Raw genomic sequence first — 15,551 nt, forward strand, 5'->3', positions numbered from 1 at the left:
GGTGGAGGGCCGACTTTTCTATTCCCTGTTCCCTGTTCCCTGAACCCTAGCGTTCGTCCGGGCCGCCGTGCTGCTTGCGGATCTCCGTCTTCAAGACCTTGCCCAGGGCGTTGCGCGGCAGCTCGTTCACGAAAGCGATGTAGCGCGGCGTCTTGTAGCTGGCCAGCCGCGAGCGGGCGTAGCCGCGCAGATCATCGCCGGTGGCGCTCTGGCCGTTCTTCAGCACGACGACGGCCTTGACCTCTTCGCCCCACTCGACGTCGGGCACGCCGATCACGGCCGCTTCCTCGATTGCCGGGTACTCTTCCAGCACCGCCTCGATCTCGCCCGACGAAATGTTCTCGCCACCGCGGATGATCAGGTCTTTCTTGCGGCCGGTGATAAAGAGGTAGCGCTCGTCGTCCAGGTAGCCCACATCGCCGGTGTGCAGCCAGTTGTCGATGATCGCCGAGTGCGTGGCCTCTTCCTGCTTGAAGTACTCGCGCATCACACGGGCGCCGGAGACGCAGATCTCGCCCTCTTCGCCCATGCCCAGCATCTGGTTGCGCTCGTCCATGATCGCCAGCTCGATGTCGTCCATCGGCCGGCCCACGGAGCGCAGGCGGTGCAACTTCTTCTCCTTCTCTGCGTCCGAGAGGCCCTTGATGTCGTGGTCATCGGGGCCCAGGTAGGTGAGCGAGGAGGTGCTCTCCGTCTGGCCGTAGGCGTTCATCAGGCCGCAGTCGAACGTTTCGACGGCGCGGCGCACGACCTCGTAGGGCATCGGCGCGGCGCCGTAGGTGATCAGCTTGAGCGAGCTGATGTCGTAGTCCTTGAACTTCGGGTGCTCCATGATGCGCTTCAGCATCGTGGGCACGACGAAGGCGTGCGTGACGCCCTCCTGCTGCACGGTCCGGAGCCACAGCTCCGGCTCGAACTGCGGCAGGATCACCAGCGTGCGCCCGCCCCAGATCGAGGACATCATCGCCGTGGCGCCGGCGATGTGGAACAGTGGCACCGTAACCATCGTCTTGTCGTGGATCTCCGGCATCGCCGGCTCCATCGTGTTGGTCACGTAGGCGGTGAGCGTGAGGTAGGTGAGCACCACGCCCTTGGGCAGCGCCGTGGTGCCGCTGGTGAAGATCAGGATCGTCGGGTCGTTGTCGTCGATCTCGGTGTAGAGATCGTCGGGCGAGCCGGACTCGAGCAGCTCGGCGTAGCTCTGCATGCCCGCAACCGGCTTCTCGATGCAGAAGACGTGCTTGAGGCCGCTCAGCCCGCCGCGGATACGCCCCAGCAGCTCGAGGTAGCGCTCGCCCACGAACAAGACCGACGCCTCGGAGGTGTTGACCATGTAGGTCAGCTCCTCGTCCTTGGCGCGGTAGTTGAGCGGCACGAAGGTGACGCCGAGCTTGGCGCAGGCGTAGTAGGCCTCGACGTACTCGGCGGAGTTGACCGCCATCACCGCCAGCTTGTCCCCGCGCGAGAGGCCGCGGGCGGCCAGGGCGTTGGCGAGCTTGTTGGTGCGCTCCACCATCTCCGTGTAGGTGATGCGCGTGTCGCCGCAGACCAGCGCCTCGCGGTCCGGCACGACGAACGAGCTGATTTGCAGGAACTCCGCGGTGTTCATGCTGCCTCCCCGGCCCCGGCGACGCGGCGGCCGCTGTCTGGGCGAGATGTCGGCGATGTAGTGATGCGCACGCTGTCCGCGCAGATGAAGATACCGCGCACGCCGCGCAGAGAGAAGCGGTTTCGGCCCTCATCCCCCCGTCCCCCTTCTCCCAATCCTGGGAGTAGGGGCGATCCGGCGGTGCAGGAATCGGACGCTGCCGGGGTAACCGTTTGAAGATCGGAACGCCCGGCGCCAGATCGTCTCCTTCCCTCATCCCAGATCGCGCTTCGCGCGATGTTGCAAATTGGGGGCAGGAGACAGGAGAGGATGAGGGCCGACCGCCGCCGCACAGTGGCTATGAGCCGCCGCCCGCCCGCAACGCGGCGCAGGAACGCGCCGCACCGCCCAAAGCCGGTGTACACCGCCTGAGGTCCACGATGGCGTTCTTTCCTGAAAGCCGCAGCGCGTGATGCAGCAAGGGCGCGCCGCCGCCCTGCGCCGTGCCATCGCGGGTGAACGCCGCGGCGCCGCACTCGGGCCGGGCCTGAAAGACGCCGCCGGCGAGATCGGGCCGCCACTGCACCGCGCACGTGTCCGCACCCGCGGGCGGCGCCGGCAGCACCTCGTCCAGCGCCAGCAGCGAGCCGTCCGGCTGGGCGATGATGTAGAGGTGGCCGCGTGGCAGATAGGTCACGCCCGCGCTCGCCGAGGCGAGGCGCGCGATCGGAGCCGAATAGACCGAGCGGTCGTCGTGGCCGAAGCACGACCAGACCAGGGCCGCAGCGGCCAGGGCGATGGCGGCCACCCCCAGCCGCGGCAGCCAGCGCCGCAGCAGCCCGGTCGAGCCCGCCGGAGCAACCTCCGGCGGCGCGGCCGGCGAAGTTGACGGCAGATCCTCAGCCATGGGCCGGGCTCCAGCCGGCGAGCGCGGCGGCGCGGTCCGGACCGACGGCGTGCAGCGTGCGCTGGCCGAGCCGGTGCGAGACGGACAGTCCCTGCGCCAGCGGCAGATCCATGGCGGCGCGCAGCGCCTCGCGCGCCAACCGCACCGCGAACGCCGGCCGGGAGAGCAGCCGCTCGGCAAGGGCGCGGGCTTCGTCATACAGCCGCGGGCGCGGCACGACGTCGTGCACCATACCCAGCGCCAGCGCCTGCCGCGCGTCGATCGGCTCGCCGGTCATGATCATGCCCAGCGCCACGCCGCGCGGCATGTGGCGCGGCAACGTCTGCGTGCCGCCTGCAGACGGGATGTAGCCGAGGTTCACCTCGGGCAGGCCGAAGCGCGCGTCTTCCGCGGCGAGACGCAGATCGCAGAGCAGGCTCATTTCGCAGCCCGCGCCCAGCGCCCAGCCGTGCACGGCGGCAATCAGGGGCTTCTCCAGCGAGAGCATCAGCCCCCAGAGGTCGCGCTGCAGCCGCGCGTCGCGCGCGGCCAGATACGAGGGCGCGGTGCCGAACTCCTTCACGTCGGCGCCGGCGCAGAACGCCTTCTCGCCATTGCCCCGGATGACCAGGCAGCCGATCTCCGGGTCGTCGCGCACGGCCAGCAGCAGCGTCCAGAGCTGGTCGCGCATGGCGAGGTTGACGGCGTTCAGCGCCTCCGGCCGGTTGAGCGTCAGCCAGGCGATGCCGCCATCCTTTTCAAACAGCACCAGGTCGTCGCGCTCCGCGCCGCCGTTCGCCATCACCATGCCCGCCTCGGCGCTGCCGCTACACCCAGTCGTGCTTCTGGATCGGGCTGCGCTCGCGCGTGCGCTGCACCCGCTCCAGGTCGCCGTTCAGCTTCGCCACCAGCGCCTTCATCGGCTCGCTGCCCTGGCGCATCTCGCTGCTGCGCCAGCGGCGCAGGGCGGCGCGGTCCTCATCCGAGAGGTCCGTCTCGTCGATCACGGCCCTGGTGACGACGGAGAGCAGCCCCCAGACTTCATCGGCGTCCAGTTCCACTTTCATGCGCGTACCACTCCGGCGTGTTCGTCAATCGTGGCTGGGCACATAGCCGCCCTTGCGGCGCAGCAGGCGGTAGGTCTTTTCGTCCATCGTGCTGCCCAGCGCCTCGTTGAGCGAGACGGTCAGCTCGTTCATGGCCGGCGTGCCCTCGGCGCGGTCGGTGCGCCAGCGGCGCAGCCTGGTCTTGCCGTCGCCGGAGAGGCCGGCCTTGTCGATCATTTGCGAGACCATGGTCGTCATCAGCGACCAGGCCTCTTCGCCATCGATGATGACCTGCATCGTCCCTCCATCACAGAACATACAGAACAGATTCAGGGCGCTGTCTGCGGCGGCCGTCACGCGGGGCCGCGGCCCGCCGTGTGGCCCGATCCTAGCGAATCGGGCGCGGTAGCGCGATGCGACGGTATCGAGGGGCAGCGCCCTCAGCGGCCATGAAATTCGGGCGGGCGCTTCTCGGTGAAGGCGCGTACGCCCTCGGCGCGATCTTCCGTCGTTTGCAGGAGCACGGTCAGGTCCAGCTCGTAGCGCAGCGCCCGCGTGAGCGGCAGATCGCTGCCGTTCTGCACCGCCTCCTTGGCGAAGCGCTCGGCGATCGGGCCGCGCGCCGCGATCGTGGCCGCGAGCCGCTCGGCCTGCGCCAGGGCGCCGCCTTCGCCGGCCAGCGCGTTGACCAGGCCCCAGGCCTCGGCCGTGACGCCGTCGATCGTCTGGCCGAGCAGGACCATCGCCAGCGCCCGCCCGTGGCCGACGAGCCGCGGCAGCCGCTGCGTGCCGCCGGCGAGCGGGATCAGGCCGAACTCCGACTCCGGCAGAGCGAAGCGCGCCGTGCCCGCGGCCACGCGCAGATCGCAGGCCAGCGCCAGCTCCAGGCCAGCGCTCAGGCAGTCGCCCTCGATCGCCGCGATCACAGGCAGCGGCAGCTCCGCCAGGCAGCCGAACGGATCGCCTGGCGCGGCCCGCAACTCGGGCGGCGCGGCGGCGTCCGCGAGCAACGACGCGCTCCAGCCGCGGCAGAAGTTGCCGCCCTCGCCCTGCACGATCAGCGCCCGCAGCTCGGGCATCTCGGCGAGCGCGGTGCAGAGCGACTGCAGCTCGGAGATGGTCTGCCACTCGATGCGGTTCTCGCCGTCGCCGGCGGCCAGCGTGAGCCGGGCGAGCGCGCCGTCTACCTCAAGGTCTAGCCGGGTGGTCATGCGTCTGCCGCCTCAGATCGTCGCCGCGGGCCAGAGGCTCGATCGTACTCCACGCGCGCCGGCGCGTCACCCGCCGTCCCGCTTGTCCGGCGTGCAGGCCGGTGCTACGATGCCGCCGCGCGGGCAGCATGGCCGCGCGAGCGGGGTGGCGCATGGTTCCCGACAAGCACGATCTGCCGCGCCTGATCGTGCCGCCGGCGGCGGGCGCGCTGCTCACGCTGTTCTACTTCGCTATCTTCAACCGCTGGGAGCAGACGGGCGACCCGCTCAACAGCATCGTCGCGCCGATCCTGGGCGCCGTCGGCTTCCTGATCGGCGTTGGGGTGGACCGCTGGCGGCTGCGTCGCGCCCGCGCCGCTCCACCCGCCGAGCAAACAGGCTAGCGGCGACCGTCGCCAACGGGCGAACCTTCAGCCAGCGGAGCCGAGATGTGCCGCTCTACGTCGCCTATCTCACCTTTAAAGAGGGCACGACGACTGAGCAGGGCATGCAGGCGTACATGCGCCGCCTGGGCTTCAGCTTCCCGCCGCGCATGAACGTGCTCGGTGAGTACTGGGTGAACGGCACACCGCAGGTAGTGCTGATCTGGGAGGCGGAGGACGAAGGGCCGGGCGACCTGATCGACGCCTTCTGGGGCGACCTCTTCGACGTGGCGATCTGCCCGGCCAGCCGCCCGCAGATCTCCGGCGAGCTGCAGATTCCGCAGTAGCGCGCAGTGACCTGTCCCGAAGCCGCATCGTGCATGCCACAGGTGACTCGCTGCGTCGTATCCAAATCCGTCGAGGCAAGCGGGTATTGAGACTTTGATTCTCAGACGAGCTGTGAAACGGCGGCCGACGCGCAGGCAACGGCGCTCCTGGACGGCTTCAGCGCCGTCCAGAATGGGGCCGTTTGGGAGACACCAGTCAGTCACTTCGCGGTCCGAGAGCCCCATGCCGCGGCCGTCGTGCCGCACCAGCTGATACTGGGGACCCAGCGCCGTGACCCATGGCGCCCAGAACGGGCCGGTGCTGTCAACGCCCAGGTGGGAGAGCCAGCCCAGCACACGCACCACGGGGCGGTCCTGGCCGTTGGTGGTGTAGGCAATGCGGACGCCGTTGCGGGTCGTGCAAAACTGCACCTGCTGCTCCAGCGCCATGTCAGGTAGTATACGCAGGCTGCTGTGACGCATCACCGCCTCGGTCGCCCATCGTGCGGGCCACCATCACCCCCACTCCCTTAGCGCAGGTCGACCAGCGCAATCGGCGCCAGCCCGGCGGCTGCGCGGGCGAGGTTCGCGGTGTTGAGATCTTGGAACACGGCGTCCGCCTCTGCGGCCGTCGTCACGGTCACTAGCTGGGCGGCGAGGTCGCCCCCACCGGCCTGTGCCCGCGTGGCCGCGTCGTCCGCGAGCTGCTGTTGCAGTTGTGCGGCCTGCGCTGGTGTGCCCACCAGCCAGACTTGGGGTACCAGCGCTGCGCTGGCCGTCCTGCGGGACACCGCCGTGCTGACACCTCGGTCACTGGTGCGAGCTGGCAGCACCGCGCCTGGCTGGGTGATGCTGGCGTCCCTGTGGACTGCGGCGTGGCTGGTGGGACTGTGCACGCGCCAGACCACCCCGGTCGTCGCGGCGGCCGTCAGCAGGAGGGCTGCGCCAGCCAGGCCCAGCCGGCGAACCTGTCGCCGCGTGGGGTGCTGCGTGGTGAGGGAGATCATTGCTCCGTGCTCCTTTCAGGTGTTTCAGGTGTTGTCCTCTCTGAAAGTCCGTACTAGACCGTAATCCGCGTGCCCTGCACCGTGCCGGCATCCCCGTGCGAGTCAAACAGGACCGTGCCATCAGCGCCTGTGATGAGAACCTGGAAGACTTCGCTGGTGCTGTTGCCGTCGCCTGCAAGCGTCACCGTCCCCGTAATCTGCATGAGGCCGGCAAAGTTGCCCTCCTCGTCGGTCTGCACCGCCAACCACTTGTAGCGCACCTGACCAGCGCCGGCGGCAACCCAGGTGCCCTGGCCGGCGGTGCTGTAGCTGCGCGTAGCGTTCGGATCCTGCTGCGGGGTGGGCGGCGAGATGGGAGGATGGCTGGCAAGCACGATTCCGTCAGCGGTATAGCTGACGACCTGGTGGCTGTTGGGGTCAAGGCCTGGCCGCGCGATGGTGATGAGCCACGAGCCGATGATGCTGGGGGCGGTCTGTGCCTGCGCCGGCCCCGTAACCGCTCGGAACGCAGCCGGGGCCGCGATGACCCCCACTGCCACGGCTAGCACGCCCATGCCGGGTATCCACCACCGGTTCATACCGTCGCCTCCTTGGCGGACCTGCCATTCTCGATGCCTCCCCGGCATCTGCCAATACCGTAGAATCAGGGCACGGTGGCGAGGCACCGTCGAGGCACCAGTGGCGCATCATCGATGAATCACCCAGCGCAGCCTGCGCCCGTTCCGCCGCACTGGAGCACCGTCCTGCGCGGGCTACGGCAGGCGCGCGGCGTTACCCAGGACGGCTGGGCCGCGCTGATCGGCGTTGGCCGGGCGACGGTGCAGCGCTGGGAACGCGGGGAGGTCACCCCCAGCGCCGACACCGCCGAGGCGCTGCTGACGGTCTGCCGCGGGCAGGGGTTGCTCCGCACCTTCGAGCGTGGCCCTCTCCGTGGGCTGACGGTCACCGCTGAGCTGCTGCGGGAGCTCTTGGCAGAGGCCCGAAGCGGCACGGCGCCACGCTCTGTGCCGCCCTCGCTCGTGCAGCTGCCGGCGCGTCCAGCGCCAGTGCCCGGTACCCTCCCCATACCGCTGACCCGTCTCGTGGGGCGGGCGGACGAGTGTACGACGATTCCCCGGCTGCTCTCCTCCGGCCGCCTGGTGACGCTGACGGGCGCAGGCGGCGTCGGCAAGACGCGGCTGGCGTTGGAAGTGGCCGCGGCGCTAGCCGCGACGATCTTCGACGACGTCGTCTTCGTGGACCTGGCGCCGTTGCGCGACCCGGAGCTCCTCCCGGCGGCGATCGCGCGGGCACTCGGTTTGCGGGACGCCCCCGACCTGCCGCTGCCGGAGCGCCTCGCGCTTGCCCTGCGGACTTGGTCACTCTTGCTGGTGCTGGACAACTTCGAACACCTGCTGCCGGCCGCGCTGCTCCTCCCCCAGCTACTGCGCGCCGCGCCCCAGCTCACGCTACTCGTGACGAGCCGTGCACCGCTGCGGCTGCGCGGCGAGCGCGCCGTCCCGATCGCGCCGCTGGCGCAGCCGGACCCGGCCGACGTAGCTCTGGAGGCGTTGGCGCACTCCCCCGCGGTGGCGCTCTTGGTGGAACGGGCCCAGGATGTGCGGCCAGACTTCGCCCTTACGACGGCGAATGCCGCCGCTGTGATCGAGATCTGCCACCGCCTGGACGGGCTGCCGCTCGCGCTGGAATTGGCCGCGGCCCGGCTCCGACACCTCTCAGCGGCGGCGATCGCCGCGCGGCTGGACGCCCGCCTCATGCTGCTGACGGGTGGGCCACGCGATCTGCCGCAGCGCCAGCAGACGCTGCGTGACACGATTGCCTGGAGCTACGACCTGCTCACGCCCGCGGAGCAGCAGCTCTTCCGGCAGCTGTCGGTGTTCGCGGGCGGTTGCACGCTCGACGCCGCCGCGACCATCTGCGACAGCACGGGCGACCCCGGCGTGGATACGTTCGATGGCCTGGCGGCGCTGCTCGACGCCAGTCTGCTGCAGCAGTCGGACGGTCCGGACGGCGAGCCGCGCTTCCGCATGCTGGAGACCGTGCGTGAGTACGGCGCGGAGCAGCTGGTAGCGAGCGCGGAAGCGGATACTGTTCGGCGCCGGCACGCGGACTTCTTCGTGGCGCTGGCTGAGGCATTCGAGCCACGCCTGCGACAGGCCCACCGAGAGCCCTGGCTCCGGCGCCTTGACGCGGAGCTGGACAACCTGCGCATGGTACGGGCCTGGAGCTGCGCGGAAACGGACGAGGGCAGGGCAGCCCTCCGCCTGGCGGGGGCGCTCTGGTACTACTGGTGGCACCGTGACGCGCTCGGCGAGGGGCGACAGGCCACCATGGCAGCGTTGACCCTGCCTGCGGCGCACCATGCCGATCGAACGCGCGCCGCGGCACTGTTCGGCGCGGGCTTCCTGACACGCGAGGTCGGCGACCGAGCGGCCGCGCGCCTGCTCCTGGAGCAATGCGTGCGCCTGGGACCCGAACAGGCTACTCCGGCCACGTACGCCGCCGCACTCGCGTTCCTCGCCGGGCTGTTGGTCGTCGCCGGCGATCTGGCTGCGGCGCGGCGGCTGGCCGAGGAGAGTCGGTCGCGCGCCGCGGCCGCCGGGGAACTGTTCGCGCTCACGTGGGCGAACGCGGCGCTGGTTGGGGCCTGCTTACGCTCCGGCGACCGCTCTGGAGCCCGGGTGTATGCCGACGAGACGCTGCGCTGTGGCCGCCAGCTCGAGATGGAACCGCTCGGCCTGCACACCCAGGCGATGGTGGACCTGGCCGAAGGTCAGTACGAGCAGGCACGGGTGCGTTTCAGCGAGCTGCTGGCACTGGCGCAGGCGCGGGACTCCGCGTTTCTGATCGCGGGGGCACTCCATATGCTGGCGGTGATCGCGCTGCAGCAGGGCGATCTCCACCTGGCGGAGACGCTGCTGCAGGACAGTATCGGTCGCACCCGCCGCATCGGCGTCGACGTCAGCCCGGTGCTGGCCACGCTTGGCCAGACGATGCTGCAACAGGGGAACACCAAAGCAGCGGTATCCATCTGTGCGCAGTGTCTCGAATCTCGTCGCGGGATCAGCCGATCGCCGTCTGACCGGCTCGTCCTGCGGGTGCTGGCGCAAGCAGCGGAGCAGAGTGGTCTGCTCACGGACTGTGCCCGTCTGATGGCCGCCATCGCCGTGCAGCGGAACAGGTTCGCGGTGGAGCAGTTCGGCTTGCAGGAGGCGGAGCAGGCAGTGGTCGAGCGGGTGCGGGTCGCCCTGGGCGAGGAGGCGTTCGCCGCGGCCTGGGCAGCGGGCGTGGAGCTCTCTGCTGATGAAGCGATCGAGCTCGGGCTCGCGGCCGTGACCGAGCTGCAGCAGCTGCTCGTCACCGATACGGCCGCGGTCGGCGAGCGCCGCTAAGGCGACCATGGTCGCGGCTAGGGAGAGCGCCCTGCTGGCTCACAAGGCATCGCAGCCCAGCGCAGGCGCGAGCTTTTGATACACCTCTATTTCTGTGTCAAAATCCAGGTTTAAAGCGACGGCGCTTTGCGATGCAAAGCGCCGGGTGGACCCTGCCTGTGGCGCGCCGGCCTCGCCCGGCAGGCTGTGGGCAAACGGCAGCAGCCCGCGGCAGCCATGCCGCGGGGAAGCGTGAGCGCACGGTCGCGGCGGCGGCTCAGCGGGTCAGCGGACGGTCGCCGCTTCTTTGCGGGCGACGTAGGCGGCGCTGGCGCGGCCGTCCCCGAACTTGGAGTCGCGCCATTCCAGCGCGGGCTTCAGCCCCTTCTCGCGGGCGATCTTGTTGAACTCGGCCACGCTCGGCGCCTGGTGGGCGCGGCCGTCCATCTCCGTAGCGATGCGCTGCATCGTGCGGGCGCCCATCAGCTCCAGCGCTAAATTGCAGGTGCGCTTGTTGGCCGCCAGCAGGTCGGTGTCGATCAGCGCCAGCTTGTCGGCAAGACTCTCCACCGCCTCGTCGAGCTTGTTCGCGGGCACGGCCTGCAGCACGAGGCCGATCGCGGCCGCATCGGCGCCGCTGATCGAGTCGCCGGTGAGCAGCATGCGCTTCGCCCACTGCGGGCCGACGTGATAGGTCCACATGTGGTGCGGCGGCTGGCCCATCGAGCGCACCGGCGGGAAGCCGATCACCGCGTCCTCCGCGGCGATGATCATGTCGCAGAGCAACGCCACGTCCGTGCCGCCGGCCAGGCAGTAGCCGTGGAGTTGCGCGATCACCGGCTTGTGCATATCGAAGAGGAGCATGCGCAGCCGCTGCGACTGCTCCATCTGCCAGATGTCGTCTTCCAGCGAGGTACGGCCGCGGTAGGTGGTCGTCTGCGGCTCCGTGGCCGAGCGGCGAGCGCCGCCGGTCAGGTCGTAGCCGGCGGAGAAGGCGCGTCCGGCGCCCTTGAGGATGACGCAGTGCACCTCGGTGTCGTTGTCCGCCTCGTTCAGCGCCTGGTTCAGCTCCTGCTGCAAGGTCACGGAAAGCGCGTTCAGCTTCTCCGGTCGGTTGAGCGTGATCCGCGCCCGCCCGCGCTCCTTCTGATAGAGGATGGTCTCGAAGTCCAGCTCCGGCATTGTGCTCCTCCTCGCCGCGATGCCCGCTCCGCTATTCAGATCGGTGACCGCCTGCTGGAAAGGCAGACGTACCCGCACTCCCGATCTGTAGCACGTTTCCAGTCGTCGTGGCGCCTGCATCGGAGGCAAGTTGCACGATTAGCCGGCCGAGCGCCGCCAGTTCGGCTTCGCTTTCGCCTCCGCCCGGCGCGCTGAGCGCGAATGCATTGATCGTGATGCCCCGCTCCGCCACTTCCAGCGCGATCGCCCGCACCAACCCGGTCAAGCCCGCCTTCGCCGCGCAGTAGGCCGCGCTCTCCGCCTCGCCGCGTTCGGCCAGCACCGAGCTGAGCAGCACGATGCGGCCGCCGTGCGCGGCCATCTCGCCCAGCGCCGCGCGGCAGGCATAGAAGGCGCCGCTCAGGTTCACGCCGAGCACACGCGTCCATTCGGCGTCGCTGGTCTTCTCCGTCGGGCGACGCAGGAAGGCATCGGCGGCGTAGATCAGCAGGTCGAGTCCGCCCATCTCCTTCGCGACCTGGCGCGTGGAGACGCGCACGTTCTGCCCGAGCGCCAGGTCGAAGGCGTACTCCGCCGCGCGCCGCCCAGCGGCCTCGACCGCCCGCCGCACGCGGCGCACCGCCATGACTTCGTCGCCGTCGAGCGAGCCGGCCGCCACGGCCACATCGGCGCCCGCCTCGGCCAGCGCCAGCGCCGCCGCGCGCCCCGCCGCCGTGCCGGCTCCCAGCACCAGCGCCCGCCTGCCCGCCAGCCCCACCGCCGTCTCAGCCATACATCTGCCACCCGTCGCCTAGCCCCGCTTTGATTCGACATCGCCGCTGCGCGGCAATCTGAAGAAAGCCGCGTCAGCATATGAAGTCTCCGTCTGCCATGGGCGCGGCGCGCCCATCTGCAACCCTTGCGCTGCGCTCATGCGAAGTCTCCGACGGTTGCGCTGCGCTCTGGCCCGACGCGGGCAGGGTTGGCCCCAGCCACTCCAAACAACTTCCGCCATTCCCCCTCTCCAGTCCCTGGAGAGGGGGCCAGGGGGTGAGGCCACGTGATGATACCGCCCTCTCGAAACCCGTTGCTATACTGAAACCACGGCCGGATCGTACGCCTGCGCCCGATCTGGCGACCAAGCCCGGAGGTCTCATGCCGATGCTGTACGACGCCAACACGCTCAAAGACCTCGCGGCACGGCGGGCGGCCAACGACGAAGCGGCACGGAACGGCGGCACTGAAGCGCCTGGTCCGTTCGTGACGACCTCAGGCCGCCCGATCGCGCGCCTCTACGGCCCCACGGACTTGCCCGACTTCGACTACACGTGCGACCTGGGCGATCCGGGCGAGTACCCGTACAAGCGCGGCGTGCACCCAACCGGCTACCGCGGCAAACCCTGGACGATCCGTATGTTCGCCGGCTTCGGCTCGGCCGAGGAGACGAACGCCCGCTACCGCTACCTGCTCGATCACGGCGAAACGGGCCTCTCCGTCGCCTTCGACATGCCCACGCTGATGGGTTACGACACCGACGACGAGTGGGGACTGGGCGAGTTCGGCAAGTGCGGCGTCGCCGTCTCCTCGCTCGCCGACATGGAGATCCTGTTCAGCGGCATTCCCGTGGACCAGATCACGACGAGCATGACGATCAACTCGCCCGCCGCCGTGATCTGGGCGATGTACATCGCCGCGGCGGAGAAGCGCGGCATCGGCCGCGAAACGCTGGGCGGCACGCTGCAAAACGACATCCTCAAGGAGTACATCGCCCAGAACGAGTTCATCTTCTCGCCCGAAGACTCGATGCGCCTCGTCACGGATACGATCGAGTTCGGCAGCCAGCAGCTGCCGAAGTGGAACACGATCAGTATCTCCGGCTACCACATCCGCGAGGCCGGCGCCACGGCGGTGCAGGAGCTGGCCTTCACCCTGGCCGACGGCATCGAGTATGTGAAGTGGGGCATCGCGCGCGGCCTCGACGTGGACAGCTTCGCGCCGCGCCTCTCCTTCTTCTTCAACGCCCACAACGACTTCTTTGAAGAGATCGCCAAGTACCGCGCCGCGCGCAGTGTCTGGGCCAAAGTGATGCGCGAGCGCTTCGGCGCCAGGAACCCGCGGAGTTGGTGGCTGCGCTTCCACACGCAGACGGCCGGTGTCTCGCTCACCGAGCAGCAGCCCGAAGTCAACCTGATCCGGACCACGATCCAGGCGCTGGCGGCGGCGCTGGGCGGCACGCAATCGATGCACACCAACTCCTGGGACGAGGCGCTGGCGCTGCCCAGCGAGAAGGCCGTGCGCCTGGCCGTGCGCACGCAGCAGGTGATCCTGCACGAGTCGGGCGTGGCGAACACGGTGGACCCACTGGGCGGCAGCTACTTTGTGGAGAAGCTGACGGCCGAGATGGAGCGCGAGTGCTTCGCCTACTTCGAGCAGATCGACGCGCTGGGCGGCGTGCTGCCGGCGATTGAAGCGGGCTTCTTCCAGCGCGAGATCGCCGATTCCAGCTACCGCTACCAGCGCGAGATCGACCGCCACGAGCGCACGATCGTCGGCGTCAACGACTATCAGCTCGACGAGCCGATCGAGATCCCCATCCTGCGCATGGACCCCGAGGGCGAGGAGAAGCACCTGGCGCGGCTGAACCGCGTGCGCCGCGAGCGCGACCAGGAGGCGTGGCGCGGGGCGATGACGCGGCTCGACCACGTGCTGCGCGACGGCACGGCGAACACGATGCCGGCGATCCTGGACGCGGTGAACGCCTACGCCACGCTGGGCGAGGTCTGCGGCGCCATGCGCAAAGTCTTCGGCGAGTACAATGAGCTGGTGGTGGTGTAGCCCCCGCAACTGCGAGAGAGATGACGATGGCGACGGACGGCAACACGGCGGGCCAGCCGCTCACGCTCCAACTCGACGCGGCGACGTTCGAGGCGTTGCAGCGCACGGCCGCCGAGCGCGGGCTGGCGCCGGCGGATCTCGTGGCACGCTGGGTGCGCGAGCGGCTGGCGCACGAGAGCGAGCGCGAGAAGGGCCGCGCCCGCCCGCAGCGGCCCGGCGCATAGCCGGCCGCAAGACGCGTGCTGCATGACAAAACCGGCCCATCGGGCCGGTTCGCTGTGCCACTGGTCGGGGTGGGCGGATTTGAACTGCCGGCCTCTGCGTCCCGAACGCAGCGCTCTAACCAAGCTGAGCTACACCCCGGAGCGCCGGCCGCGGCGCACGCCGCCGGACACCACAAGATCATAACAGGCGGAGCGCGGCGCTGTCCAGCGACGAGCGGCCTAGCGGAAGCGCGGGCTGTGCAGCGCGCCGCTGGTGATCGGCTCGTCGATATAGAGATCGCCGTTGCGGATCTTGATATTGAAACCGCAGTCGGGGTTGGTGCAGGCCCAGGCCTTGAAGTGGATCGCCGCCCCCTGGCTGCCGAAGTCCGAGAGGGGCACCAGGTCGCCGTCCTTGCACTTCTGGCACTTCGGAAAGATCATCTCCACCACCCACCTCCCGCCCCTGGCGCGAGTATAGCAAGCCCCCCGGCACGGACCACGGCGCACAACCCGCGCCGCGTTAATACTTGTTTAACATGTTGGCCGCCGCTGCGTCCATCGAAAATCGGTGCAGCCTCTCCCCTCGCGGTACAATTGCAAGCGGGCGCGAGGGGATTTAGCGGTTCGTTGACGACTGCTTAGCCCGGCGATAAGCCGCCGCGCCGCCGGCTCTGCGACAATCAGATCGCCGGCCGCGCCCGCGGTCGGTCCGCCGTGCGCCGCGAACCGCCGCGGGTCACACGTGCGAGCCGGCCCCGCCAGGAGAGGACTTGCCCATGGCTGCCACAATTCTCGTCGTCGACGACGAAAAGCACATCGTCGAGCTGGCGCGCATCTACCTGCGCAATGAGGGCTTCCAGATCGAGGCGGCCTACGACGGCCGCGAGGCGTTGGAGAAGGCCCGCGCCGTCAAGCCGGCGCTGATCGTGCTGGACCTGATGCTGCCCGAGCTGGACGGCATGGAGGTCTGCCGCGCCCTGCGCAAAGAGAGCGATGTGCCGATCGTGATGCTCACCGCCCGCAGCGACGACATGGACAAGATCATCGGCCTGGAGCTGGGCGCCGACGACTACCTGACCAAGCCCTTCAACCCGCGCGAGTTAGTCGCACGCATCAAGGCCGTGCTGCGCCGCAGCGAGGCCGGCAAGCGCCCGGCCAAAGTGGTCGAGGTCGGCGATCTCAAGGTCGATGTGCTCGGCCGCGAGGTGTTCGTCGCCGGCGCGCCGGTGGCGCTGCGCGCCAAGGAGTTCGACCTGCTGCTGGCGCTCTCGCGCAACGCCGGCGTGGCGATGGCACGCGACCGCCTGCTCAACACCGTTTGGGGCGAGGACTTCTTCGGCGACCAGCGCACACTGGACGTGCACGTCGCCTGGCTGCGGGACAAGATCGGCGCCAGCACGGCCAAGATCGTGACGGTCTGGGGCTTCGGCTACAAGCTCACCGCGCCCGAGCCGGCGGCCGCGGACGCCGTCGCCGGCCCGGCGGCGAGTCCGGCATAGTCGATTGGAAGCGGTGGTGGGCGCCGAAGGGGCGGAGGACGCGGGGATCCGGG

The 15,551-nt window shown here is 69.5% G+C and carries 17 protein-coding genes and 1 tRNA gene; 6 read left to right on the forward strand and 12 right to left on the reverse strand.

Annotated elements, in window-relative coordinates; all coding sequences use genetic code 11:
- Positions 1-46 precede the first annotated feature (46 nt).
- The 6 genes from VKV26_07195 to VKV26_07220 form a co-directional block, all read right to left on the reverse strand.
- Positions 47-1,609: a long-chain-fatty-acid--CoA ligase gene (locus VKV26_07195; GenBank protein ID HLZ69683.1), complete on the reverse strand. Its 1,563-nt coding sequence runs from the start codon at positions 1,607-1,609 to the stop codon at positions 47-49.
- A 337-nt stretch (positions 1,610-1,946) separates the two neighbouring features.
- Positions 1,947-2,495 carry a hypothetical protein gene (locus tag VKV26_07200; GenBank protein ID HLZ69684.1) on the reverse strand — a complete coding sequence of 183 codons (549 nt, stop codon included), beginning with the start codon at positions 2,493-2,495 and terminating at the stop codon, positions 1,947-1,949.
- On the reverse strand, positions 2,488-3,282 hold the full coding sequence (locus VKV26_07205) for an enoyl-CoA hydratase/isomerase family protein (GenBank protein HLZ69685.1): 795 nt from the start codon (positions 3,280-3,282) through the stop codon (positions 2,488-2,490). The genes VKV26_07200 and VKV26_07205 overlap by 8 nt, the downstream gene beginning before the upstream one ends.
- Before the next feature lie 19 nt (positions 3,283-3,301).
- On the reverse strand, positions 3,302-3,541 hold the full coding sequence (locus VKV26_07210) for a hypothetical protein (protein ID HLZ69686.1): 240 nt from the start codon (positions 3,539-3,541) through the stop codon (positions 3,302-3,304).
- Between the two features lie 24 nt (positions 3,542-3,565).
- The gene (locus tag VKV26_07215) at positions 3,566-3,817 is read right to left on the reverse strand and encodes a hypothetical protein (protein HLZ69687.1); all 252 of its coding nucleotides are present in this window, start codon (positions 3,815-3,817) and stop codon (positions 3,566-3,568) included.
- A 143-nt stretch (positions 3,818-3,960) separates the two neighbouring features.
- Positions 3,961-4,731 (reverse strand): enoyl-CoA hydratase/isomerase family protein, encoded by a 771-nt coding sequence (locus tag VKV26_07220; GenBank protein ID HLZ69688.1) that lies wholly within the window; start codon positions 4,729-4,731, stop codon positions 3,961-3,963.
- A 152-nt stretch (positions 4,732-4,883) separates the two neighbouring features.
- Here VKV26_07220 and VKV26_07225 point away from each other — a divergent pair, with 152 nt between their 5' ends.
- Entirely contained in the window at positions 4,884-5,114 is a 231-nt protein-coding gene (locus tag VKV26_07225; protein HLZ69689.1) for a hypothetical protein, read from the forward strand.
- Positions 5,115-5,161: 47 nt separating this feature from the next.
- Positions 5,162-5,440 carry a hypothetical protein gene (locus VKV26_07230; protein ID HLZ69690.1) on the forward strand — a complete coding sequence of 93 codons (279 nt, stop codon included), beginning with the start codon at positions 5,162-5,164 and terminating at the stop codon, positions 5,438-5,440.
- Positions 5,441-5,949: 509 nt separating this feature from the next.
- On the opposite strand, the gene VKV26_07235 is transcribed toward VKV26_07230, so the two are convergent.
- Entirely contained in the window at positions 5,950-6,426 is a 477-nt protein-coding gene (locus VKV26_07235; GenBank protein HLZ69691.1) for a hypothetical protein, read from the reverse strand.
- A 53-nt stretch (positions 6,427-6,479) separates the two neighbouring features.
- Entirely contained in the window at positions 6,480-7,004 is a 525-nt protein-coding gene (locus VKV26_07240) for a hypothetical protein (protein HLZ69692.1), read from the reverse strand.
- Between the two features lie 561 nt (positions 7,005-7,565).
- On the opposite strand from VKV26_07240, the gene VKV26_07245 reads away from it, so the two are divergent.
- Complete coding sequence (locus tag VKV26_07245) at positions 7,566-9,818, forward strand: tetratricopeptide repeat protein (protein HLZ69693.1); 2,253 nt, start codon at positions 7,566-7,568, stop codon at positions 9,816-9,818.
- 264 nt (positions 9,819-10,082) lie between these two features.
- On the opposite strand, the gene VKV26_07250 is transcribed toward VKV26_07245, so the two are convergent.
- Together VKV26_07250 and VKV26_07255 are read right to left on the reverse strand one after the other, a co-directional pair.
- Positions 10,083-10,979, reverse strand: a complete 897-nt coding sequence (locus VKV26_07250) for a crotonase/enoyl-CoA hydratase family protein (protein ID HLZ69694.1) — start codon at positions 10,977-10,979, stop codon at positions 10,083-10,085.
- Positions 10,980-11,010: 31 nt separating this feature from the next.
- Positions 11,011-11,751, reverse strand: coding sequence for an SDR family NAD(P)-dependent oxidoreductase (locus tag VKV26_07255; GenBank protein HLZ69695.1), 741 nt, complete (start codon positions 11,749-11,751; stop codon positions 11,011-11,013).
- Positions 11,752-12,113: 362 nt separating this feature from the next.
- On the opposite strand from VKV26_07255, the gene VKV26_07260 reads away from it, so the two are divergent.
- Both VKV26_07260 and VKV26_07265 read left to right on the forward strand, forming a co-directional pair.
- Complete coding sequence (locus VKV26_07260) at positions 12,114-13,793, forward strand: methylmalonyl-CoA mutase family protein (GenBank protein HLZ69696.1); 1,680 nt, start codon at positions 12,114-12,116, stop codon at positions 13,791-13,793.
- A 20-nt stretch (positions 13,794-13,813) separates the two neighbouring features.
- The gene (locus VKV26_07265; GenBank protein ID HLZ69697.1) at positions 13,814-14,017 is read left to right on the forward strand and encodes a hypothetical protein; all 204 of its coding nucleotides are present in this window, start codon (positions 13,814-13,816) and stop codon (positions 14,015-14,017) included.
- Positions 14,018-14,078: 61 nt separating this feature from the next.
- Here VKV26_07265 and VKV26_07270 read toward each other — a convergent pair.
- Both VKV26_07270 and VKV26_07275 read right to left on the reverse strand, forming a co-directional pair.
- Positions 14,079-14,156, reverse strand: a tRNA-Pro gene (locus tag VKV26_07270).
- Positions 14,157-14,236: 80 nt separating this feature from the next.
- Positions 14,237-14,440, reverse strand: coding sequence for a hypothetical protein (locus VKV26_07275; protein HLZ69698.1), 204 nt, complete (start codon positions 14,438-14,440; stop codon positions 14,237-14,239).
- A gap of 335 nt (positions 14,441-14,775) precedes the next feature.
- Between VKV26_07275 and VKV26_07280 the strand changes: the two genes are divergently transcribed.
- Positions 14,776-15,498 carry a response regulator transcription factor gene (locus tag VKV26_07280; GenBank protein ID HLZ69699.1) on the forward strand — a complete coding sequence of 241 codons (723 nt, stop codon included), beginning with the start codon at positions 14,776-14,778 and terminating at the stop codon, positions 15,496-15,498.
- Positions 15,499-15,551 lie beyond the last annotated feature (53 nt).

The sequence above is a fragment of the Dehalococcoidia bacterium genome, from assembly GCA_035310145.1.
GTDB lineage: Bacteria > Chloroflexota > Dehalococcoidia > CAUJGQ01 > CAUJGQ01 > CALFMN01.

Excerpts from the sequence above, each read along its gene's own strand:
- VKV26_07195 (HLZ69683.1), bottom strand. The coding sequence starts at position 1,609 with ATGAACACCGCGGAGTTCCTGCAAATCAGCTCGTTCGTCGTGCCGGAC.
- VKV26_07200 (HLZ69684.1), bottom strand. The coding sequence starts at position 2,495 with ATGGCTGAGGATCTGCCGTCAACTTCGCCGGCCGCGCCGCCGGAGGTT.
- VKV26_07205 (HLZ69685.1), bottom strand. The coding sequence starts at position 3,282 with ATGGTGATGGCGAACGGCGGCGCGGAGCGCGACGACCTGGTGCTGTTT.
- VKV26_07210 (HLZ69686.1), bottom strand. The coding sequence starts at position 3,541 with ATGAAAGTGGAACTGGACGCCGATGAAGTCTGGGGGCTGCTCTCCGTC.
- VKV26_07215 (HLZ69687.1), bottom strand. The coding sequence starts at position 3,817 with ATGCAGGTCATCATCGATGGCGAAGAGGCCTGGTCGCTGATGACGACC.
- VKV26_07220 (HLZ69688.1), bottom strand. The coding sequence starts at position 4,731 with ATGACCACCCGGCTAGACCTTGAGGTAGACGGCGCGCTCGCCCGGCTC.
- VKV26_07225 (HLZ69689.1), top strand. The coding sequence starts at position 4,884 with ATGGTTCCCGACAAGCACGATCTGCCGCGCCTGATCGTGCCGCCGGCG.
- VKV26_07235 (HLZ69691.1), bottom strand. The coding sequence starts at position 6,426 with ATGATCTCCCTCACCACGCAGCACCCCACGCGGCGACAGGTTCGCCGG.
- VKV26_07240 (HLZ69692.1), bottom strand. The coding sequence starts at position 7,004 with ATGAACCGGTGGTGGATACCCGGCATGGGCGTGCTAGCCGTGGCAGTG.
- VKV26_07250 (HLZ69694.1), bottom strand. The coding sequence starts at position 10,979 with ATGCCGGAGCTGGACTTCGAGACCATCCTCTATCAGAAGGAGCGCGGG.
- VKV26_07255 (HLZ69695.1), bottom strand. The coding sequence starts at position 11,751 with ATGGCTGAGACGGCGGTGGGGCTGGCGGGCAGGCGGGCGCTGGTGCTG.
- VKV26_07260 (HLZ69696.1), top strand. The coding sequence starts at position 12,114 with ATGCCGATGCTGTACGACGCCAACACGCTCAAAGACCTCGCGGCACGG.
- VKV26_07265 (HLZ69697.1), top strand. The coding sequence starts at position 13,814 with ATGACGATGGCGACGGACGGCAACACGGCGGGCCAGCCGCTCACGCTC.
- VKV26_07275 (HLZ69698.1), bottom strand. The coding sequence starts at position 14,440 with ATGATCTTTCCGAAGTGCCAGAAGTGCAAGGACGGCGACCTGGTGCCC.
- VKV26_07280 (HLZ69699.1), top strand. The coding sequence starts at position 14,776 with ATGGCTGCCACAATTCTCGTCGTCGACGACGAAAAGCACATCGTCGAG.